Source organism: Bifidobacterium callitrichos DSM 23973 (assembly GCF_000741175.1).
Classification (GTDB): Bacteria; Actinomycetota; Actinomycetes; order Actinomycetales; family Bifidobacteriaceae; genus Bifidobacterium; species Bifidobacterium callitrichos.
Window position 1 is genome coordinate 217,606 of the sequence record NZ_JGYS01000001.1, and the last position, 20,445, is coordinate 238,050.

At 63.2% G+C, this 20,445-nt stretch carries 17 protein-coding genes and 2 pseudogenes; 16 read left to right on the forward strand and 3 right to left on the reverse strand.

The features are described from left to right. Positions 1-48 precede the first annotated feature (48 nt). The 13 genes and pseudogenes from BCAL_RS01100 to BCAL_RS01160 all read left to right on the forward strand — a co-directional run bounded on the left by BCAL_RS01100 (position 49) and on the right by BCAL_RS01160 (position 12,157). Positions 49-1,395 (forward strand): PTS sugar transporter subunit IIC, encoded by a 1,347-nt coding sequence (locus BCAL_RS01100; protein WP_043163659.1) that lies wholly within the window; start codon positions 49-51, stop codon positions 1,393-1,395. A 92-nt stretch (positions 1,396-1,487) separates the two neighbouring features. Continuing rightward, positions 1,488-1,793 (forward strand): PTS sugar transporter subunit IIB, encoded by a 306-nt coding sequence (locus BCAL_RS01105; RefSeq protein WP_043163911.1) that lies wholly within the window; start codon positions 1,488-1,490, stop codon positions 1,791-1,793. 142 nt (positions 1,794-1,935) lie between these two features. Further along, a complete protein-coding gene (locus tag BCAL_RS01110) occupies positions 1,936-2,259 on the forward strand; it encodes a PTS sugar transporter subunit IIA (RefSeq protein WP_043163912.1) in 324 nt (107 codons plus the stop codon). A gap of 53 nt (positions 2,260-2,312) precedes the next feature. Continuing rightward, positions 2,313-3,746 (forward strand): 6-phospho-beta-glucosidase, encoded by a 1,434-nt coding sequence (locus tag BCAL_RS01115; protein ID WP_043163661.1) that lies wholly within the window; start codon positions 2,313-2,315, stop codon positions 3,744-3,746. 324 nt (positions 3,747-4,070) lie between these two features. Continuing rightward, on the forward strand, positions 4,071-5,033 hold the full coding sequence (gene pyrB / locus BCAL_RS01120) for an aspartate carbamoyltransferase (protein ID WP_043163663.1): 963 nt from the start codon (positions 4,071-4,073) through the stop codon (positions 5,031-5,033). After that, positions 5,033-5,466 (forward strand): annotated as a pseudogene (locus BCAL_RS01125) (aspartate carbamoyltransferase regulatory subunit). The gene pyrB and the pseudogene BCAL_RS01125 overlap by 1 nt, the downstream one beginning before the upstream one ends. Positions 5,467-5,496: 30 nt before the next feature. Further along, positions 5,497-6,945 (forward strand): dihydroorotase, encoded by a 1,449-nt coding sequence (locus BCAL_RS01130; RefSeq protein ID WP_043163667.1) that lies wholly within the window; start codon positions 5,497-5,499, stop codon positions 6,943-6,945. 51 nt (positions 6,946-6,996) lie between these two features. Next, positions 6,997-7,944, forward strand: a complete 948-nt coding sequence (pyrF, locus tag BCAL_RS01135; protein ID WP_043163669.1) for an orotidine-5'-phosphate decarboxylase — start codon at positions 6,997-6,999, stop codon at positions 7,942-7,944. Positions 7,945-8,032: 88 nt separating this feature from the next. Next, positions 8,033-8,863, forward strand: a complete 831-nt coding sequence (locus BCAL_RS01140) for a dihydroorotate dehydrogenase electron transfer subunit (RefSeq protein WP_043163671.1) — start codon at positions 8,033-8,035, stop codon at positions 8,861-8,863. Then, on the forward strand, positions 8,851-9,816 hold the full coding sequence (locus BCAL_RS01145; RefSeq protein WP_081887166.1) for a dihydroorotate dehydrogenase: 966 nt from the start codon (positions 8,851-8,853) through the stop codon (positions 9,814-9,816). Before BCAL_RS01140 ends, BCAL_RS01145 begins: the two co-directional genes overlap by 13 nt. Positions 9,817-9,887: 71 nt before the next feature. Then, on the forward strand, positions 9,888-10,589 hold the full coding sequence (gene pyrE, locus BCAL_RS01150) for an orotate phosphoribosyltransferase (protein WP_043163673.1): 702 nt from the start codon (positions 9,888-9,890) through the stop codon (positions 10,587-10,589). A gap of 225 nt (positions 10,590-10,814) precedes the next feature. Next, positions 10,815-11,519, forward strand: a complete 705-nt coding sequence (locus tag BCAL_RS01155; RefSeq protein WP_152600271.1) for a hypothetical protein — start codon at positions 10,815-10,817, stop codon at positions 11,517-11,519. After that, positions 11,516-12,157: an FxLYD domain-containing protein gene (locus BCAL_RS01160; protein ID WP_043163675.1), complete on the forward strand. Its 642-nt coding sequence runs from the start codon at positions 11,516-11,518 to the stop codon at positions 12,155-12,157. The genes BCAL_RS01155 and BCAL_RS01160 overlap by 4 nt, the downstream gene beginning before the upstream one ends. A gap of 458 nt (positions 12,158-12,615) precedes the next feature. On the opposite strand, the gene BCAL_RS01165 is transcribed toward BCAL_RS01160, so the two are convergent. Beyond that, positions 12,616-13,452, reverse strand: coding sequence for a PDDEXK family nuclease (locus tag BCAL_RS01165; RefSeq protein WP_043163678.1), 837 nt, complete (start codon positions 13,450-13,452; stop codon positions 12,616-12,618). A gap of 184 nt (positions 13,453-13,636) precedes the next feature. On the opposite strand from BCAL_RS01165, the gene BCAL_RS01170 reads away from it, so the two are divergent. Further along, positions 13,637-14,782 (forward strand): DUF2974 domain-containing protein, encoded by a 1,146-nt coding sequence (locus BCAL_RS01170; RefSeq protein WP_043163680.1) that lies wholly within the window; start codon positions 13,637-13,639, stop codon positions 14,780-14,782. On the opposite strand, the gene BCAL_RS01175 is transcribed toward BCAL_RS01170, so the two are convergent. Continuing rightward, entirely contained in the window at positions 14,783-15,706 is a 924-nt protein-coding gene (locus BCAL_RS01175) for a LysR family transcriptional regulator (protein ID WP_043259956.1), read from the reverse strand. It abuts the gene before it with no gap. A 230-nt stretch (positions 15,707-15,936) separates the two neighbouring features. Between BCAL_RS01175 and BCAL_RS01180 the strand changes: the two genes are divergently transcribed. Then, positions 15,937-17,781 (forward strand): ABC transporter ATP-binding protein, encoded by a 1,845-nt coding sequence (locus BCAL_RS01180; RefSeq protein WP_238549574.1) that lies wholly within the window; start codon positions 15,937-15,939, stop codon positions 17,779-17,781. A gap of 59 nt (positions 17,782-17,840) precedes the next feature. Beyond that, entirely contained in the window at positions 17,841-19,700 is a 1,860-nt protein-coding gene (locus BCAL_RS01185; RefSeq protein ID WP_420796800.1) for an ABC transporter ATP-binding protein, read from the forward strand. A gap of 74 nt (positions 19,701-19,774) precedes the next feature. On the opposite strand, the pseudogene BCAL_RS01190 reads toward BCAL_RS01185, so the two are convergent. Beyond that, positions 19,775-20,415: pseudogene (locus tag BCAL_RS01190) on the reverse strand (HAD family hydrolase). Positions 20,416-20,445 lie beyond the last annotated feature (30 nt).

Sequence of the window (20,445 nt, forward strand, 5' to 3'; positions counted from 1 at the left end):
AAGGTGCGGGCTACGAAAGCCCGCAAAGTCCGAGGAAGGACCCCTTTGATGAAGGAATGGTTCACCAACGCGGCGCAGAAGGCGCTTGACGTGTTCGTGAAGTTCGCGAGCACCAAGGCCATCACCGCGCTCAAGGACGGCTTCGTCCTGTCCATGCCGGCGACACTCGTCGGTTCGATCTTCCTGCTGCTCGCCAATCTGCCGATCAACGGTTACACCGAATTCATGGCCAGGACGTTCGGCGCGGACTGGAACATCGGCCTCAATCAGATCAACAACGCCACGTTCAACATCCTGGCGATCATCATCGCCGTGGGCATCGGCTACTCCTACGCCCGCAACGAGAAGCTCGACGGCATCTCCTGCGGTATCCTGACGCTCATCTCCTTCCTGATCGTCTCCCCGTCCTCCCTGCAGATCACGGGCGACACGGTCAAGGCCCTGGGGGACAGGACCGCCGAGGTCTCCGGCGTGCTGCCGACCACATGGATGGGCGGCAACGGCATCATCTCCGCCATCATCATGGGTCTGATCGGTTCGTGGGTCTACTGCACCTGCATCCAGAGGAACCTCCGCATCAAGATGCCCGACGCGGTCCCCGAGGGCGTGTCCAACGCGTTCTCCGCCATGATCCCGGGCTTCTTCATCATGTGCTATTCCGCCGTGATCTACCAGCTGTGCCAGATGTTCGGAGGCGTGTCCCTGACCGAGCTCATCTTCAAGATCATCCAGACCCCGTTGCAGGGCCTTACCGACAACTGGGCCGGCGCCATCATCATCGTCCTGCTCATGTCCCTGCTGTTCTGGTGCGGCATCCACGGTCCGAACGTGGTCTCCGGCATCATCTACCCGGTCCTCACCGCGAACTCCCTGGTCAATCAGGACCTGATGAGCAAGGGCATCGAAGTCACCCAGGCCAACGGCGGCCACTATCTTGTCCCGCAGCTCATCGACTGCTTCTGCAAGTTCGGAGGCGTCGGCCTGACCCTTGGATTCATCGTCTCCGGTCTGCTGGTCGCCAAATCCGCGCAGATCCGCGAGATGTCCAAGTTCGCCCTGGTGCCGGGTCTCTTCAACGTCAATGAGCCGATCATCTTCGGTCTGCCGATCGTCTATAACCCGATCATGCTCATCCCGTTCATTCTTGGCCCGCTGGTGGCCGTGATCCTCACCTACGGCGCGATGGTCATCGGCTTCCTGCCCGCCTTCGGAGCCATGCAGGTGCCGTGGACGACTCCGCCGATCATCTCCGGCTTCCTGCTCGGCGGCTGGCGGGGCGTGGTCATCCAGCTGGTGATCTTCGTCGCCTCCGTCGCGATCTGGTTCCCGTTCGTCAAGATGCAGGACAAGGTCTACGTCGAGCAGGAGCAGGCCAACGCCGAGGCGGAAGCCTGATCCGAACCGGACGTCTCTCAATTCACATATAACCAACACAACCATTCGCGGTTCCTGAAGATGGAACCGTGCAACTGAAAGGAACAATGATCATGACCCACATCGTGCTGTGCTGCAACCAGGGCATGTCCACCTCCATCCTCGTCAAGAAGATGCGCGAGGCCGCCGCCAAGGAAGGCGTCGAGGACGTGCAGATCGATGCCTACCCGATCTCCGAGATCGAGGAGAAGGCTCCGGACGCGGCGGTCATCCTGCTCGGACCGCAGGTCCGCTTCGAACTGGGACGAGTCCAGAAGCTTTTCCCGAACACCCCGGCCGAAGCCATCAATCCGCAGGATTACGGTCTGGCCCGCGGCGGCAACGTGCTGAAGCACGCGCTCGAGCTGGCAGGTAGGTGATGCAGTCGCCGGCGTCGCCGGTTTCGGTCGGCGCCGGCGTTTTTCGCAACTGAACGGTTGCACTCCCGAAATACGACAAAGAGACCCAAGGGAATCCCCGCCCGGCGAGAACAGCTGGGCGGAATCATGAAAGGAACCAATGATGGCTGACGAACCCATGGATATGGAAGTCCTGTGCATGCAGATGATCGTGGCGGCCGGCTCCGCCAAGTCGGATTACATGGAGGCCCTGCAGGCTGCCAAGGCCGGCGACTACGAGACCGCCGCAGCGAAGATGAGGTCCGGCGATGAGAACTACGCGGTCGGGCATGAGCAGCACGCCCGCATGGTCCAACAGGAGGCCGCCGGTGACCCCGTGGCCATGACCCTGCTGCTCACCCACGTCGAGGACCAGATGATGAGCACCGAGACCATCAAGACGATGGTCACCGAACTCATCGAACTGTACAGGAAAGTCAATGCCTGATCGGGAATGCTCCCGGCATCGGACAGTAACATTCACGGATAAGGACAACGACAATGGGTTTCCCCGATAACTTCCTGTGGGGCGGCGCGGTGGCCGCCCACCAGCTCGAAGGCGCATGGAACGAGGACGGACGCGGCCCCAGCATCTGCGACGTGCTCACCGGAGGCGCTGCCGGAGTCGCTCGCAGGATCACGGACGGCGTGATCGACGGCCTCAACTACCCGAACCATCGCGGCATCGACTACTACCACACGTTCCGCGAGGACGACGCCCTGTTCCAGGAGATGGGCTTCAAGTGCTTCCGCACGTCGATCTCCTGGTCGCGCATCTTCCCGAACGGCGACGACGAGGAGCCGAACGAGGCGGGCCTCAAGTTCTACGAGGAGCTGTTCTCCGACTACCGCGCCAAGGGCATGGAGCCGGTCGTCACGCTCTCGCACTTCGAGATGCCGCTGCACCTCGCCAAGATGGGCGGCTTCACCAACCGCAAGGTCGTCGACTGCTTCGTGCGGTTCGCGACGACGGTGATGGAGCGCTACAAGGACCTCGTCACCTACTGGCTGACCTTCAACGAGGTCGACAACCAGATGAACATGCACACGCCGATCTTCCCGTACACGAACTCCGGCATCATCCCCAATCCGGATGATGATCCGCATACCGTCGAGCGGAAGGTGTGGCAGGCGATCCACAACGAGTTCGTCGCCGCGGCATTGGCGGTCAAGAAGGGACGTGAGATCAATCCGGACTTCCGGATCGGCTGCATGCTCTCCTTCGTGCCCATCTACCCGGAGACCTGCCGCCCGGACGACGTGATGCTCGCCCAGACCGAGATGCGCAACCGCTATCTGTTCGGTGACGTGTACGTTCATGGCGAGTATCCGCGTTACCTGCGCAAGCGTTGGGAGCGCGAGGGCATCGATATCGCGATGGAGCCGGGTGACCTTGAGATCATCAGGGAAGGCACGGTCGATTTCGTCTCGCTGAGCTACTACATGTCCGTGGCCGTCAGCTCGCAGGGATCCAGGCTCGACGTCATGGAGCACGGCCTCGATGGACTCGTGCCGAACCCGTACATCAAGGCCACCGATTGGGGATGGCAGATCGATCCGGTCGGTCTGCGCTATTCCCTGTGCGAGATGTACGAGCGCTGGAACAAGCCGCTGTTCATCGTCGAAAACGGCGTCGGCATGTATGAGACCCCCGATTCCGACGGCTATATCGCCGACGATTCTCGTATCGAGTATCTCAGGAGCCACATCGCGGAGGTCAAGAAGGCCATCGACCTCGACGGCGTCCCCGTCATGGGATACACCGTCTGGGGGTGCATCGATGTGGTGAGCTTCACCACCGGCGAGATGAAGAAGCGCTACGGACTGATCTACGTCGACGCGGACGACGAGGGCCACGGCACCTTCGAGCGTCGCCGCAAGAAGTCCTTCGGCTGGTACAAGAAGGTCATCGAAAGCAACGGCGAGGAGCTGTGAACCCGATGAGCGGCCATGCCGCGCTCCACAGTGCGTGACGACGTACGAAATCCTCCCTTCGCATACGCGGCGGGAGGATTTCGTCATATAGATCATGTTCATCGACGCCAACCGGTCCCATCCGGAGATCGACGACGAGGCGTTCGTCCCGGATTCAATGGCAGCCGGAATGGTGAACGCGAGGTGACGCGCGGGTGACGCGGTGTTGCGGCATGCGTCGGCGAAATGGTCTATAGTCGGATAGGTCACGTTAGTGGCCACCTTATCCGCTTCACGCACGAAAGGTGAGCCGTGTCAACTCCACAAGAGCCGGCGGAGACGCCGATGATCGGTAAGAGCGTTATTTCGCTGGATGATCTGTCCATCGCCCAGATTCGGGATCTGCTGCACAAGGCGCAGTACATCGATTCGCACCGCAAGGAAGTGGCGCACACCTGCGACGGCAGGGTGCTCGCCACTCTTTTTTACGAGCCCTCGACCCGCACGCGTCTGAGCTTCGAGACCGCGATGCTGCGTCTCGGCGGTCAGGTGATCGGCTTCGCCGGCGCTCAGCTCGCCTCCGTCACCAAGGGCGAATCCATCGCCGACACCCTCAAGACCGTCTCCAACTACGTCGACGTGGTCGCGATCCGCCATCCGAAGGAGGGCGCCGCACTGGTCGCCTCCCGTGCCGCCTCCGTGCCGGTCATCAACGCCGGCGACGGCGGCCACATGCACCCGACGCAGACGCTCGCGGACCTTGCGACCCTCCAGTCGCGCTTCGGCCGCGTCACGAACCTGACCGTCGGCCTATGCGGCGACCTCATGTTCGGCCGCACCGTGCACTCGCTGATCGAGACGCTGTGCCGCTTCGGCAACGTGAACTTCGTGCTCATCAGTCCCGACGAGCTCAAGACCCCGCAGTACGTGCTCGACCGCATCGACGCCACGCCGTCCTGCTCCTACACCGAGGTCAAGGACCTCGTCTCCGTGATCGGCGATCTCGACGTGCTGTACATGACGCGCGTGCAGAAGGAACGCTTCTTCAACGAGGACGACTACCTGCGTCTGCGCGATACGTACATCCTCGACGAGGACAAGCTCTCCCACGCGAAGAAGGACATGGCCGTGCTCCACCCGCTGCCGCGCGTCAACGAGATCGCCGTCGAGGTCGACGACGATCCGCGTGCCGCGTACTTCGAGCAGGTCAAGAACGGCATGCTCATGCGCATGGCGCTCGAAAGCTCCGTGGTGGGCGACGAGCTGCCCGGATACGAACCGCTCGAATCCAAGGAGGTCCAGGCCTGATGGAGGTCACCAGCATCCAAAACGGCATCATCATCGATCACGTGCCGGCCGGCACTGCGCTCAAGGTGCTCGAATACCTGAAGATCGATCCGGCGAAGACCAAGCTCGCCTGATCATGAACACCGACAGCCACCTGTACGGCTCGAAGGACATCATCAAGATCGAGGATCGCGACGGCGAGGACAACCCGGCCATCGACCTCGACGTGCTCGGCCTCGTGGCCCGCACCGCGACGGTCGGCATCGTGCGCGGCGGCACCATCGTCGAGAAGAAGACCCCGACGCTGCCCGAGCACGTGGTCAACATCCTCACCTGCAGGAACCCCCGCTGCGTGACCACCACCGAACGCGGCATCGACCAGATGTTCCACCTGACGCACTCCGGTCGTCAGGAGTACCGCTGCGACTACTGCGACGAGGAAGCCAAGCTGTAAGGGCCTGCATAGGCAGGTAAGGAGGACGCCATGCTCACGCTGCGCAACATCAAGGTGTGGGACACCGACGAGATCATCGATCTCAAGGTGCCTACGGACGGGACGCTGTTCGAGGACGGCGCAAGAGGCGCGGAAGGCGGGAACGCCGACGTCGAGATCGACGCCACGGGCCTGACCCTCGCGCCCGGATTCGCCGATCCGCACGTCCACTTCCGTGATCCCGGCCAGACCTACAAGGAGTCGATGGTCTCCGGTTGCGCGGCGGCGGCCTCCGGCGGATATACCGACGTGCTCATCATGCCGAACACCGTGCCCGCCATGGACGGCGAGACGATCACCGATCCGGACGCCCCCGGCGCGAAGGAGGTGCTCGACTCCGGCTACGACACCGTCATCGACTACCTGCAGCACTACGAGGCCATCCACGGCGTCCGCCTGCCGGTGCGCTACGACCTGTGCGTGTGCGCATCCAAGGGGCGCGCGGGGCGCGAGGCCACCGAACTCGAACACTGGCGTCGCTATATGCCGGGCGTCGACGACGAATCGAAGGACGACGCCCAGCTCGCCCATCCCGTCACCGCGATCAGCGACGACGGTTCCGCCGTCACCCCCGAGATCCTCGACGACGTGCTCGAACTGGCCCACGAGAGCGGACTATGCCTGATCGAGCACTGCGAGCACCACGACACCGGAGCCGTCAACGAAGGCCCCGTCTCACGCGAACTCGGCGTGCCCGGCATCCCCGAGGACACCGAGCTCAAGGTCGTCGCACGCGACATCGCCAAGGCGCGCGAGACCGGCGTGCACGTCCACTTCCAGCATGTGAGCACCGCGATCTCGTTCGACGCGATCCGCGAAGCCAAGGCCGAGGGCCTGCCGATCACCTGCGAGACCGCGCCGCACTACCTCGCGCTGAGCGACGAGGCGCTTCTCAAGTACGGTACGCTCGCCAAGATGAACCCGCCGCTGCGCTCCGAAGCCGATCGCAAGGCCACCATCGCGGCCATCGCCGACGGCACGGTGGACCTGCTCGCCACCGATCACGCCCCGCACACGATGGAGGAGAAGGACCTCGGCTTCCTCGAGGCGCCCAACGGCATCATCGGACTGGAATGCGCTTACGGCGTGTGCCACGCGAAGCTCGTCGACGGCGGCTTCATCTCCGACAGGCGACTCATCGAACTGATGAGCGTCGAACCGATGCGACTCATGGGCCACGAGCCCACCGACATCACCGCGCTGCTCGATCGCGAGACCGACGCCTCCCGCGAGCCGGATGCCAAGCGCGTGCTCGACCTGACGCAGCCCGGCGAGACGGACGGCATCGGACTGGTCGTGCTCGACACGGCCGCCGCATGGACCGTCGATCCGGAGGCCTTCCACTCCAAGGCCCGCAACACCCCGTTCGGCGGATGGCATGTCACCGGTCGTCCGATGGCCACGATCATCGGACGGAACCTGACGTTCAGTCGACTGTAGAGGAACCGCGCACACGGAAAGCAACGTAGAAAAGTAGAGAAAGGGATCATCATGGACCGTCTGATCGACGCGATCGAGGCGACGCAGAATCCGAGCGTCGTCGGACTCGACCCCACCGAAGCGCTGGTGCCGCCGCAGGTCGTCGCCAGCTTCGCCGAGGAGGTGCGCGACTCCGTCGACACCCCCGAGGAGGTGCCCGCCGCACAGCTCGCCGTCGCCTGCTACGAGTTCAACCGTACGATCATCGACGCGATCAGGGGCATCGTGCCTGCGGTCAAGCCGCAGATCGCCATGTACGAGGCGCTCGGCCCCGCCGGCATCGACGTGTACACGATGACCTGCGAATACGCGGCCGCGCAGGGCCTCTACGTGCTCGCCGACGTCAAGCGCGGCGACATCGGCTCGACCGCCTCCGCCTACGCGCACATGCTCTCCGGCGTCGAGGGCCACGATCCGTGGCATGTGGACGCCGTGACCGTCAACCCGTACCTCGGCACCGACGGCATCACCCCGTTCGTCGACGCCGCCAAGGAGTCCGACAAGGACCTCTTCGTGCTGGTGCGCACGTCCAACCCGTCGTCGAGCGAACTGCAGATGCTCGACCTCGCCGACGGCTCCAAGGTATACGAGCACGTCGCCGATCTCGTCGAAGGCTGGGGCGCCGATACGATCGGATCCCACGGATACTCGCGCGTCGGCGCGGTCGTCGGCGCCACCCACCCCGAGGAGGGCAGGGCACTGCGCGCACGCATGCCGCACACCTTCTTCCTCGTACCCGGATACGGCGCCCAGGGCGGCACCGCAGCCGACGTGCGAGGCATGTTCGACAAGGATGGCTCCGGCGCCATCGTCAACTCCTCGCGTGGCATCATCGGCGCGTGGAAGAAGCACGGCGGTTACTCCAAGTCCATGTCCGCCGACGACGCGCTCGCGCTGGTCTTCGACACTGCGCGCGAGGCCGCCGAATCCATGCGCGACGACCTGCGCGCCGTGCTGTAACGCCACAGGAGCCCGATTTCCCGGCATCGTCATACGGTTCACAGGCCTCACAGGCCATAATCCACAAGTCACCCAAGTCACAAGGAGCATGATGACCTCCACCTTCACCCCCACATACGACGTGGTGGACGAAGCCGTAGCGGCCGGGTACTTCCCGCCGCGTCACCCCGTCGAGATCACCGACGTCACGACGCTCGCCGACCGAGTAGTACGTCTCACCTTCCGCGACCCGTACATCGCGAAGCACGCGCGTCCGGCGCAGTTCGTGAACCTGTTCACCAACGATCCGCTGATGCCGATGCCCCGTCCGTTCGGCGTGAGCGAGGTCGACGGCGACGAGGTGAGCGTGATCTTTGCGGTCGTCGGCAAGGGCACCGCAGAATTCGCCGAGCTGCGCGCCGGGGACACGCTGCAGGTGCTCGGCCCCCTCGGACGTCCGTTCAGGACCAAGCAGGCCGCCCACTACGTGCTGGTGGCCGGCGGTCTCGGCGTGCCGCCGCTCATCTACGCCGCACAGTGCCTCGCCGCCGATCCGGCCGTACGCACCACCGCCGTGTTCGGCTACCGCAACGATCATTTCGCCGACCGCTTCGTCGAACCGTATGCGGACGCCACGCTGAGCATCGACGAATCCGAAGGCAACGTCATCACGCTGCTCGACCGGCTCGAGGCGTCCGGCGGGCTTCACGTCGGCGGACTCGACACCGTGATCCTCTCCTGCGGCCCTCTGCCGATGATGAAGGCCGTGGCATCGTGGGCCGCCAGGCGCGACCTCGCCTGTCAGCTGAGCATGGAGCAGCGTATGGGCTGCGGCTACGGCACCTGCGTGCTGTGCACCGTCGACACCGTGGACGGACGACTCAAGGTGTGCGCCGACGGACCGGTGTTCACCCGCGAACAGCTCGGATGGGGGGAGTGAGCATGACGGAACGCAACGATCACATCAACCTGTACGAGGCCCACGAGTGGAAGCACCCCACCAAGGTCGCCGGCGTCACATGGAAGAACCCGGTGGGCACCGCCTCCGGCACCTTCCAGTACGCGGCCGTCCGCTGGTTCTACGACGTCAGTCAGCTCGGCGCCGTGTGCACCAAGGGATGCTCACCCGTACCGTGGGAGGGCAACCCGTCGCCGCGCACCGCCGAGGGGCCGGCCTCCAACATCAACGCCGTCGGTCTGCAGAACCCCGGCGTCGACCACTATCTCGTCGACGACCTGCCCAAGCTCAAGGAGGCGGGCGCCATGGTCATCGCCAACGTCGCCGGGCACAGCGACGACGACTACGCGGCGGTCGTGGAAAAGCTCGCCGACTCCGCAGCCGACATGCTGGAGATCAACGTGAGCTGCCCGAACGTGACCCACGGCGGCATGAGCGTCGGCACCGACCCGGTCGCGCTCGCCAAACTCATGGACCGTCTGCGTCCGATGACCGACAAGCCGATCATCGTCAAGCTCACCCCGAACGTCACCGACATCACGGTGCCGGCGCGTGCGGCCGTCGAACACGGCGCCGACGCGCTGAGCATGATCAACACGCTGCTCGGCATGCGCATCGACATCCGCACCGGCGAGCCGATCATCGCGCACGTCACCGGCGGCGTGTCCGGACCGGCCGTGCTGCCCGTCGGACTCGTGGCCGTCTACCGTACGCGCACCGTGCTGCCCGACACCCCGATCATCGGCATCGGCGGCGTCGACTCCGGCGAGAAGGCCCTGGAATACCTGTACGCCGGCGCGAACGCCGTCGAAGTGGGTGCGGCCGCGCTCTTCGACCCCGTGGCGCCCCTGCGCGTCGCCCGCGAACTCGACGACCTGCTCGACGATCGCCCCGAACTCGCCGCCAAGCTCGCCGCGGGCGAGACCTGGCGTTGAGCCGGGACCATCGAATCCCATACGCTTCGCATCAGCTTCGCACCAACGCAAAGAAGGAGATACCAGATACCATGACCGACGCCACGTCGCTCGACATCCGCTTCACCCAGTTCCTGCTCGAGGCGCAGGCCCTGAAATTCGGTGAGTTCACCCTGAAGTCCGGACGCAAGTCCCCGTACTTCATCAACGCCGGCGCGTTCAACGACGGCACCAAGATCGCCACGCTCGGCGCGTTCTACGCCGAGAAGATCGCCGCCGAGATCGAGGCGGGCCGTCTGCCGAAGGACATCGACACCGTGTTCGGCCCCGCCTACAAGGGCATCCCGCTGGCCGTCTCCACCGCCATCGCGCTCGTCAGCGCGCACGGCACGGAGATCGGCTACACGTTCGATCGCAAGGAGAAGAAGGACCACGGCGACGGCGGCATGATGGTCGGCACCCAGCTGAAGGACGGCATGAAGGTCCTGCTCGTCGATGACGTGATGACCGCCGGCACCGCCGTGCGCGAGGTCATCCCCAAGCTCAAGGCCGAGGCGGACGTCGAGGTCGTCGGCCTCGTGCTGTCCGTCGACCGCATGGAGAAGACGAAGGATTCCGACACCTCCGCCGTCAGGGCGGTCGAGGCTGAATTCGGCTTCCCGGTGTTCGCCATCGCCAACGTGCGCGAGATCTTCGAGGCCGGCCAGCACATCGCCGCCGCCTCCGGCGAGCCGTACGTGACGCCCGAGATCAAGGCCGCCGCCGACGCCTACCTCGCGCAGTACGGCGCCTGACAGACCCCGCGCCAGCGCGGCAGAGATTTGGGCTAGGGCGCGCCATCGCGAGACAAATTACTGGAAGCCGTGATCCTTCTGATGTATTCGGGGAGGGATCACGGCTTTCGTTGTCTCTCGCATGTCCTTGGAGCCATCACATCGATTCCCCGTCGACGATGAATTCTTGATGACATCGCTGTTCGAGACTGTCCGAATCGAGCCCGGATCACTACAGTTGATGATATGAGAGATAGGAATACGGCGCAGGTGCCGATTGAAGGGGTCAAAAACACGCAGGTCAATCCGGTCATCGTCGTGGTGGCGACGGCGGTCGTTGCGATGATGATGTTCGCCGGCGCGTACGCCGCCGGGCGTTCCGCCACCAAACCGACGGACAGCCCCGAATACCGTGCTCTGGTGTCGGACATCGCCGACGTGAAGAAGCGTACGGCGGCCAACAAGGCCAGGGCGAAGGAGCTCACCGACGAGGTGGAACAGCTGGAGGAGAAGCAGCAGGCCGCGGACAAACGGCTTGAGGAGGCCAAGCAGGCGTATCAGCGGTATGTGCCCGCAGGCAGTGTCAAGGACCAGCCGCTGACCGTCGAATCGCTCGACGTGGCGTTCGACAACTCCGACGGCACGGGGATGCACGTGCATCCTAGGTTCGTCGTGCGCAACACGTCTGGGCACATCATCACCAAGATCGAGATCGTCGGCGAGATCGTGCGTCCCGATGGCAGTGTGGTCTCCGACGATCAATTCGTCTCCGCCGACGACATCCGCCTTATGCCCGGCAGGACCGCCGTCATCGAGAAGGTCCTCTTTTCGAAGGTCGGCGGCAGGGGAGATCTGTTCAAGCCGAAGCACTACTACTATCAGATCGCCTCGGACAGCCAATCCAAGGACGTGCAGTTCGGCGGCGACGTGACGGCGAAGGTGATCTCATGAACGACCTCATGAACGACAGGAGGGCAAAGACCGCGATCGTCGCTGCCATCTGCCTGATCGCCGTAATCGCGGCCGGAATCATGGGCTGGAACATGGGAGGCCGCTCCATCGACGTACGTGCCAGCGCGGAATACCAGGTCAGGACGAAGGAGCTCAGGCGCGCCGAAACGGCGTTGACCGAATCGCAGCAGGACATCGACAACCGCAACACGCAGCTCAACGAGACGGACGATGCCATCGGGAAGACCGAGCGGGAGATGGAACGGTATCAGGATTTCGCCAAGGAGTTCGGCCCCTCGGCCGGCGACGCCAACCCGCAGATCACCGTGAAGAGCATCGGCGCAGTGGATGCGGCGTACGGATACTATAAGATCCCGATCACCGTGCACAACAACACCTCGGCCACACTCACCTACTACGAGGTGCGGTACCAGCTCACCGATGACGCCGGGAACATCACCAACACTCATTTCGCAAACAGCGTCAACGGTTGCGCCGGCAATGCCGATTGCACTTTCATGGGCTACGGTCGGTTCAACCCGGCGGGCATGACGCTCACGCCGATCTCGTGGACCACCGGTTCGGCGGAGAACAGCTACGGGCACTACGGCACCGACGTGGTGACACGGAAATTCTAGACGGACCGTTGATTGTGTGTCTGCGCGACCGTGTATCCACGGCATTTCCACGGATGCAGATGCGGTGTGGGCTCGCGGTATGACCAATGTGCCGGGGTATGCCGTTTCTGAACGACTCAGGAACGGCTTAGGAGTACCTGTGCGCGTTTCTTAGGCACTTTTTGCGTTTCTTAGGCAGGTCTCGTTTGAAAGCTGCCCGTTGGGCTTTTTCTGTTCCTTGATTTATCAGGGATTTTGATGTCACATGGAGATATGCACGGCAGACCATCTGCCTAAGAATTGAGAAAAGTGCCTAAGAAATGAGGGACAGAGTTCTGAAGTGGCTCCAAGCTGGCTTCCAAGCCAGTCAAGCCGCCCAAAACCAAAGCTTGGCATGTTGGATGCGGTCTATGTCGGGTTCGGCCTTCCATATATGGCACGTCTGGCCGTTGTCATTGTAGACAGCGCGGTTGCTGAGGTCAGCCTCCGTTTTTGCGTCTGCCAATCTCCTGAGCGATCATGGCCAGAAAGGCGTTTAGATTGTGTGAGTTGGCCATGGTTACTTTTGTCGCGACGAAGGTTGTCTTGCCGAGCGCGGAGAGGCGGTTCCGCTTCGCCAGATCCGCTTCCCACCGCTCCATCGTGTAATGATGCCTGCCGTCATATTCGATAACGATGTCGTATTCCGGCAGAGCCATATCCACGACGTATGCCTTACCCAACTCATAGTCCATGATAGGCATATTCACCGTCAGCTTCGGAATCCCATATTTCTCCGCGGATAGCCTCAGCAGCGATTCCTGAGGGGAATCGGTTCCTTCGCGGCTGTAGGAGAGGGCTTGGCGGCACAGTCGTACGCCGGGGAACCGTCCAAGCCCCTGCACATGCTCCGCCAATTCGGCATGGGACATCATCTTCATATCCGGATTACGGCAGGTGAGCCAGTCCATCGCAATGACCAGACTGGTCAGATCGGTGTATGACGCCATCTGGCAGATGGCGTCCGCGGCCGGCATGCAGTTCACCAACTCGTCGAGTATGACCGGCGATGGGTCCTTCGACCACAGGTGAAACCGGACGTCTCGTAGGTGTGAGAGTCTTCCCGCCTGCGAGACGCTGACATGCAGCTTGTTCTCGTCGAATCCGGGGCGGAGATCCATTGAAGCGGCCATGCCGTGGAGCTTGAGAGCCGTGATATGGCTGAAGCATAGGGGTTGCGTGGTGTGCATGGCGATATCGCGGCATGCGGCGTGGGTCTGCCTTGCCAACGACGCGGCCTGTTCCAACGTGAAGAAGGTGTTCTGAGGCATATCCATGTGCCCACGGTATTGGCGATTCGCAATGAATCGCAAGATGGCCAGGCGCCGTTGTGGATAACACCTCTGAAATGGTGATGAGATTGTGTCGACGACGGACCGGATGAGATGTGTCCCCGAGGATGCATAGTGCAACAACAGTAGGATGAGAAAAAGGTATGACCTTGTTAATTGGGAGGCTCCCATGGGCAATATCACCGATGACATCCGCATACGGTTCGCGACGTTCGACGAGGATGCGTTCAACGAGACCGATTCCCTGGCGCTTTCGCAGCTGGCGTATGCGCGCATGCCCGATAACGTGCCCCGATGGCGTGATGATGAACGGGGGAGTGGGGCCATTCCCATGGTTCCCGTCCGTGACCTATTGCGCGCCGAATGCTATGACGCGATGTTCGGCAAGGTGTGGTCGCCCGACATGAACGTCGACCTGCTGCGCGCGATGGCCGAAAGCCCCCGGTGGCGCGACCTGCGTATCGGCGCGTATGTGGACGAGTTCGATCCCGAGACCACGAAGCAGTTCTCCGCATGCGCGTTCGATCTCGGCGACGGCACGCTCTACATCGCCTTCCGCGGCACCGACAGTTCGATCGTCGGGTGGAAGGAGGACTTCATGATGGCCTTCCGCCGCCCGGTTTCCTCGCAGAAGGCCGCGTCGCGCTATCTGGCCGACGTTGCCTCGAGGTGGGATGGGTCGATTATGGTCGGAGGTCATTCCAAAGGAGGCAACCTCGCTGTGTACGCCGCCGCATGCACGTCCGAGGATGCCCAAAGGCGTATCACGACCGTGTACTCGCATGACGGCCCCGGTTTCGACGAGGCGTTCTTCGCCGCTGACGGCTATGCCCGGATCTCCGCGAGGATCCACAAGTCGGTGCCGGGCTCATCGATCATCGGCATGCTGTTCGAGACGCGGGAGAACGCGGCGGACGGCTATACGATCGTCAACAGCGACGGCGTGGGCATCATGCAGCATTTCGCGCTCCACTGGCAGGTCAAGGACGGCGCCTTCGTCCGGGCGGACGGGCTCACCGCCGGCGCCCGATACGCCGCACGCACGCTGAACGACTGGATGGCGCGGTACGACGACGAGCATCGACGGCTGTTCATCGAGAACCTGTTCGCCATCCTCGAGGCGGGCGCGGCCTCCGGCGGGTATGCGACCTTCGGCGAACTCACCGCGCACTGGACGCAGTCATTGCCCGCCATGCTCGTCGCGATGCGCGACGTCGACCCCGCCGACCGGGCCGTCATGATTGAGGTCGTCAAGGGGTTCGCCGCCACCGCGGCCGGCGCCGCAACCACCGTGATTCCCGCGATCGCGCGATAACTAGTCGATGAGCTTGTAGCCGTGGTCGGAGACGACGGACTTGAGCTTCTCGAGGTAGTTCTCGGCCGCCGAGGAGAGCTTGGCGCGCTCGTTGGTGATCCAGCCGACGAGCATCGTCTCGTCCGAGTCGAGAGGGACGGTGCAGATCTTCTCGTTGTTGAGGTCGCCGTTGTCGATGCCGGTGCACACGGTGTAGCCGTTGAGGCCAATGATGAAGTTGAGGATCGTGGCGCGGTCGGTCACGTTGATCTGCTTGGGGGAGTAGTCCGGCCAGACCGCCTCCTCGGCGAAGTAGAAGGAGCCGTCCTCGCCCTGCTCGTACTGGATGAACGGGAAGGGCTTCAGATCCTTCATCGTGACCATCTTCTTCGTGGCGAGCGGGTTGGTGCGCGCCAGGAACACATGCAACGGGGCGCGGAAGAGCGCATGGAACTCCAGATGCTTCTCGCGCAGCAGCTTGCCGATCACGTCCTTGTTGAAGTCCGACAGGTAGATGATGCCGACGTCCGAACGCATGTTGGCGACCGAGTCGATGATGTCGCGCGTGCGGGTCTCGCGGATCGTGAACTCATACTCGTCGGACTTGATCGAATTGATCATCTCGACGAACGCCTCGACGGCGAACATGTAGTGCTGCGTGGAGACGGTGCACAGATGCTTGCGGGGCTTCGCGTTCTTGTAACGCTCCTCGAGGAGCGCCGCCTGATCGAGCACCTGACGCGCGTAGGTGAGGAACTCGGCGCCGTCCACGGTCAGGGCGATGCCCTGCGAGGAACGGGTGAAGATCTCGATGCCGAGCTCCTTCTCCAGTTCCTTGACGGAGGAGCTCAGGGCGGGCTGCGAGACGTAGAGCTCGTGGGAGGCCTCGTTCATCGAACCGCATTCGACGATCTTGACGATGTATTTGAGTTGCAGAAGCGTCATAAGCCACAGTTATAGCAGTCAGGATGGTCGAAGAGAGAGGTTATAGCCGATTACTTCCACGACGGCGGACGCCATGTGAGACGGAGTTGGGGCACACCACGGCTGACGGAGGGCCTGGCATGACATGCATCGTTTCGATGGAATATATGCCACCGGTTCCACGATTTGGCTGCTAACCTGTTGGGGTCGAAATCCTTCGACCTTCAGACTGTAAAAGGAAGGTGGCTCGGGTGGGAACCGTCAGAGTACTGATGCGGCACATCGGGGAGTTCAGACGGGATGCCGTCATCACCCCGCTGGTGATGATCGGCGAGGTCGTGTGCGAGATGATCGTCCCGCTGCTCATGGCCACGCTCATCGACGACGGCGTCGAGAAGGGGAACATGGGCGTCATCGTGCGCACGTCCCTGATCATGCTCGTTGTCGTGCTGTGCGGACTCACGGTCGGATGCCTCGGATCGGTGTTCGGCTCGAAGGCCGCCGCAGGTTTCGCGAGGAACCTGAGGCAGGACCAGTATGACAACATCCAGACCTTCTCCTTCACCAACATCGACCGCTTCTCCACGCCGAGCCTCGTCACGCGACTGACCACGGACGTGATGAACATCCAGAACGCGTTCATGATGATCCTGAGGATGGTGCCGCGCGCGGCCAGCTCCCTGCTCGTCGCGATGTGCATGGCGTTCGTCGTCTCCGGGCGCATGGCTCTGATCTACCTTGCGGCCGTGATCTTCCTCGGCATCGTCCTCGGCGTGCTCATGAACGTCGCGGCCCGCTTCTTCCGCCGCGCGTTCCCCGAGTACGACGTGCTCAACGAGAACACCGAGGAGAACATCACCGCCATCCGCGTGGTCAAGGCGTTCGATCGCGGCGACATGCAGAACGAGCTGTTCCGCACGGTCTCCAAACGCATTTACGACATCTTCCTCAAGGCCGAGCTGACGCTCGCCTCCGTCAACCCGGTCATCCAGTTCACCATCTGGGCCTCGATGCTGCTCATCAGCTGGTTCGGCGCGAACCTCATCGTCGCCGGCGACCTGACCACCGGAGACCTGACGTCCCTGCTCATGTACTGCATGAACATCCTCATGAGCCTCGTCATGCTCTCGATGACCATCGTCATGATCACGATGTCGTCCGCATCCGCCCGACGCGTGGCCGAAGTGCTCACCGAACGGGCCGACATGCCCGTGGCCGAGCATCCCGTCATGGCCGTCAAGGATGGGTCCATCGACTTCAACGACGTCGACTTCAGTTATCCGGAGGTCACGCTCTCCGACAACGATCCCACCGCCAAGCGCAGAGCCGCCATGGCCGCGAAACTCACTGGCGCTCGGCGCCGCGAGCGCGTGCTCGACGACATCGATCTGCACATCCCCTCCGGCGCGGTCGTCGGCGTGATCGGCGGCACCGGATCGGCCAAGACCACGCTCGTCAACCTCATCCCGCGCCTGTACGACGTGACCGGCGGCTCGGTCATGGTCGGCGGCGTCGACGTGCGCGACTACGACCTCGACACCCTGCGCGACAACGTCGCCGTCGTCCTGCAGAAGAACGTGCTGTTCTCCGGCACCATCGCCTCAAACCTGAAATGGGGAGACCCGAACGCCACGATCGAGGACATGCGCAGGGCATGCCGCATCGCCTGCGCCGACGAGTTCATCGACCGCATGCCCGACGGCTACGACACCGTCGTCGAACAGGGCGGACAGAACCTCTCCGGCGGCCAGCGCCAGCGTCTGTGCATCGCCCGCGCCCTGCTCAAACATCCCAAGGTGCTCATCCTCGACGATTCCACCTCCGCGGTCGACACCGCCACCGACGCGCGCATCCGCCGCGCCTTCGCCAACGAAATGCCCGAGGTCACCAAGATCATCATCGCCCAACGCATCTCCAGCGTGCAGGATGCCGACATGATCGTCGTCATGGACGACGGACGCATCCATGGCGTGGGCACGCACGCCGAACTCGTCGGCAGCGACGAGATCTACGCGAGCATCGTCGAACTGCAGACTAGGGGCGGCGGCGACTTCGACGAGGCCGCCGCGAACACGAACGAACCGGAGGTGAAGTGATGCCGGGACCAAGGGGCAATGCGGCGAAGAACGCCGCGGCGGCGAAGGACTACCTGAAGATGGGCCATCCGTGGCGCACGTTCACACGTCTCATGGGTGACCTGTTCGCCAGATACGGCGTGCAGTACGCCATCATCATGGCGTGCATCCTCGTCACCGTGCTCGCCAACGTGCGCGGCAATCTGTTCATCCAGCGACTCATCGACGACTACATCATGCCGCTCGTCCATGCGAAGCCGGCGGAACGCGACTTCGGCCCGCTGCTCGGCGCCATCCTCGCGCTCGCCGGCCTCTACGCGGTCGGCGTCGTGGCCGCGGGCGTCCAGGCCGTCCTCATGGCATTCGTCACCCAAGGATTCATGCGTCGGCTGCGCAACCGCATGTTCGGGCACATGCAGAAGCTGCCGCTCGGCTATTTCGACACGAACTCGCGCGGCGACGTGATGAGCCTGTACACCAACGACATCGACACGCTGCGCCAGATGGTCTCCCAGTCCATCCCGCAGATCCTCACCTCGGTGCTCCAGATCGTCATGGTCCTGGCCTCGATGATCTACCTGAGCGTGCCGCTGACCGGTGTGATGCTCGTCATCGCCGCGGTCATGGTGCTCCTGACCAAGGTGCTGACCGGCCGCTCCGGCGCGCACTTCTCGCAGCAGCAGCGGTCCGTCGGCAAGCTCAACGGCTTCGTCGAGGAGATGATGACCGGGCAGAAGGTCGTCAAGGTGTTCACGCACGAGGAGGCCGCCAAACACGACTTCCGTGAGGTCAACGACCGTCTGTATGACGCCTCCAACAAGGCCAACAAGTTCGCCGGCTATCTGGGCCCCATCAACAACCAGCTCGGCTACATCGGCTACGTGATCTGCGCGCTGGTCGGCGGCGCGCTCGCGATGACCGGCGCCACCGGTCTCACGCTGGGCGCGCTCGTGAGCTTCCTGACGTTCGTCAAAAGCTTCACGATGCCGATCTCGCAGGTCTCGCAGCAGCTCAACGCCATCGTCATGGCGCTGGCGGGCGGCGAGCGCGTCTTCGATCTGCTCGACGAGCGCATCGAGGAGGATGACGGCCGGGTCGCGCTCGTCAACGTCACGCACGACGCGGACGGACGATTGGTCGAGTCGCGCGAGCGCACCGACGACTGGGGTTGGAAGGATCCGTCCGACGGCCGTATCACGCCGATGCGCGGCGACATCCGTCTCGATCACGTGAACTTCAGCTATGTGAAGGGCAAGGAAGTGCTTCACGACATGACGATGTTCGCCAAGCCCGGGCAGAAGATCGCGCTCGTCGGATCCACCGGCGCCGGCAAGACGACGATCACCAACCTCATCACCCGCTTCTACGACATCGATTCCGGTTCGATCACCTATGACGGCATCGATATCCGCGATATGCGCAAGGGCGATCTGCGCAGGTCGCTGGGCATGGTGCTGCAGGACACGCACCTGTTCTCCGGTTCGATCATGGACAACATCCGCTTCGGGCGTCTCGACGCCACCGATGAGGAGGTGAGGGCCGCGGCGCGCCTCGCCAATGCGGATGCCTTCATCGAGAAGCTGCCCGACGGCTACGACACGCAGCTGACAGCGGACGGCGCCGCCCTGAGTCAGGGCCAGCGGCAGCTGCTCGCCATCGCGCGTGCCGCCGTCGCCGATCCGCCGGCGCTGATCCTCGATGAGGCGACCTCGTCGATCGACACCCGCACCGAGTCGCTCGTCCAGCATGGCATGGACCGGCTCATGAAGGGGCGCACCACGTTCGTCATCGCGCATCGTCTGTCGACGATCCGCAACGCGGACTGCATCATGGTCATCGAAGCCGGCCGCATCATCGAACGCGGCACTCATGACGAGCTCATCGCGATGAAGGGTCGGTACTACACGCTCTACACCGGACTCAAGGGCGACGCCGACTGACCGGGGCTGACCGGTGACGCTGACTGACCGGGGCTGGCCATACTGGCCAGCCAGTATGGCCGATTGGAAGCGTATTAGAGGCGCACGCCCAGCGCGGCGAGCGCCTCGCGGGCTCCGAGTGCGTTCTCGAACAGTCGGCCGTGGATGCCGACCTCGTTCGCGCCGACCACGTTCTTCGCGGTGTCGTCGAAGAACACGCAGCGCGAAGCCGTAAGACCAAAGCGGGAGAGCGCCAGTTCGTAGATGTCGGCGTTCGGCTTGTGCATCTTCTCGATGCCGGAGACGACGGTGCCGTCCAGCAGATCGTTGAGGACCGGGTATTTGTCGAAGGCGATGTGGATCGTCTCGTGCGACCAGTTCGTCAGACCCCATACGCCGTAGCCGTGCGCCTTGAGATCGCGCAGTAGCTGCTCCATGCCGGGCAGCATGCGCGGCAGGGCATCGCCGTAGTGCTCGATGTAGTACCTGAAGATCCGTGCGATGTCCTCGCCCTGCTCGCGCACCACGTCCGGGTAGATGTCGGCGAAGTCCTCGCCGGCGTCCATGCGGTCCTCGTAGCGGAAGAAGCCGTGCGGGTCGTCGTCGGCGCAGATCGCATCCACACGTCATCGGGGAAGTGCCCGGTCAGGCAGGCGCGCGTGTTCCAGTCGAACAGGACGCCGCAGAAGTCGAAGATCACGTCGGTGACGGGGGAGTCGGTGTGGGGGGAGGTCATGCAAAGCTCCTTGGACGAGTCGGCGGACAT

Bases quoted from the DNA above. Each gene is read 5' to 3' on its own strand.
- BCAL_RS01100 (WP_043163659.1), top strand. From the start codon at position 49: ATGAAGGAATGGTTCACCAACGCGGCGCAGAAGGCGCTTGACGTGTTC.
- BCAL_RS01105 (WP_043163911.1), top strand. From the start codon at position 1,488: ATGACCCACATCGTGCTGTGCTGCAACCAGGGCATGTCCACCTCCATC.
- BCAL_RS01110 (WP_043163912.1), top strand. From the start codon at position 1,936: ATGGCTGACGAACCCATGGATATGGAAGTCCTGTGCATGCAGATGATC.
- BCAL_RS01115 (WP_043163661.1), top strand. From the start codon at position 2,313: ATGGGTTTCCCCGATAACTTCCTGTGGGGCGGCGCGGTGGCCGCCCAC.
- pyrB (WP_043163663.1), top strand. From the start codon at position 4,071: ATGATCGGTAAGAGCGTTATTTCGCTGGATGATCTGTCCATCGCCCAG.
- BCAL_RS01130 (WP_043163667.1), top strand. From the start codon at position 5,497: ATGCTCACGCTGCGCAACATCAAGGTGTGGGACACCGACGAGATCATC.
- pyrF (WP_043163669.1), top strand. From the start codon at position 6,997: ATGGACCGTCTGATCGACGCGATCGAGGCGACGCAGAATCCGAGCGTC.
- BCAL_RS01140 (WP_043163671.1), top strand. From the start codon at position 8,033: ATGATGACCTCCACCTTCACCCCCACATACGACGTGGTGGACGAAGCC.
- BCAL_RS01145 (WP_081887166.1), top strand. From the start codon at position 8,851: ATGGGGGGAGTGAGCATGACGGAACGCAACGATCACATCAACCTGTAC.
- pyrE (WP_043163673.1), top strand. From the start codon at position 9,888: ATGACCGACGCCACGTCGCTCGACATCCGCTTCACCCAGTTCCTGCTC.
- BCAL_RS01155 (WP_152600271.1), top strand. From the start codon at position 10,815: ATGAGAGATAGGAATACGGCGCAGGTGCCGATTGAAGGGGTCAAAAAC.
- BCAL_RS01160 (WP_043163675.1), top strand. From the start codon at position 11,516: ATGAACGACCTCATGAACGACAGGAGGGCAAAGACCGCGATCGTCGCT.
- BCAL_RS01165 (WP_043163678.1), bottom strand. From the start codon at position 13,452: ATGGATATGCCTCAGAACACCTTCTTCACGTTGGAACAGGCCGCGTCG.
- BCAL_RS01170 (WP_043163680.1), top strand. From the start codon at position 13,637: ATGGGCAATATCACCGATGACATCCGCATACGGTTCGCGACGTTCGAC.
- BCAL_RS01175 (WP_043259956.1), bottom strand. From the start codon at position 15,706: ATGACGCTTCTGCAACTCAAATACATCGTCAAGATCGTCGAATGCGGT.
- BCAL_RS01185 (WP_420796800.1), top strand. From the start codon at position 17,841: ATGGGCCATCCGTGGCGCACGTTCACACGTCTCATGGGTGACCTGTTC.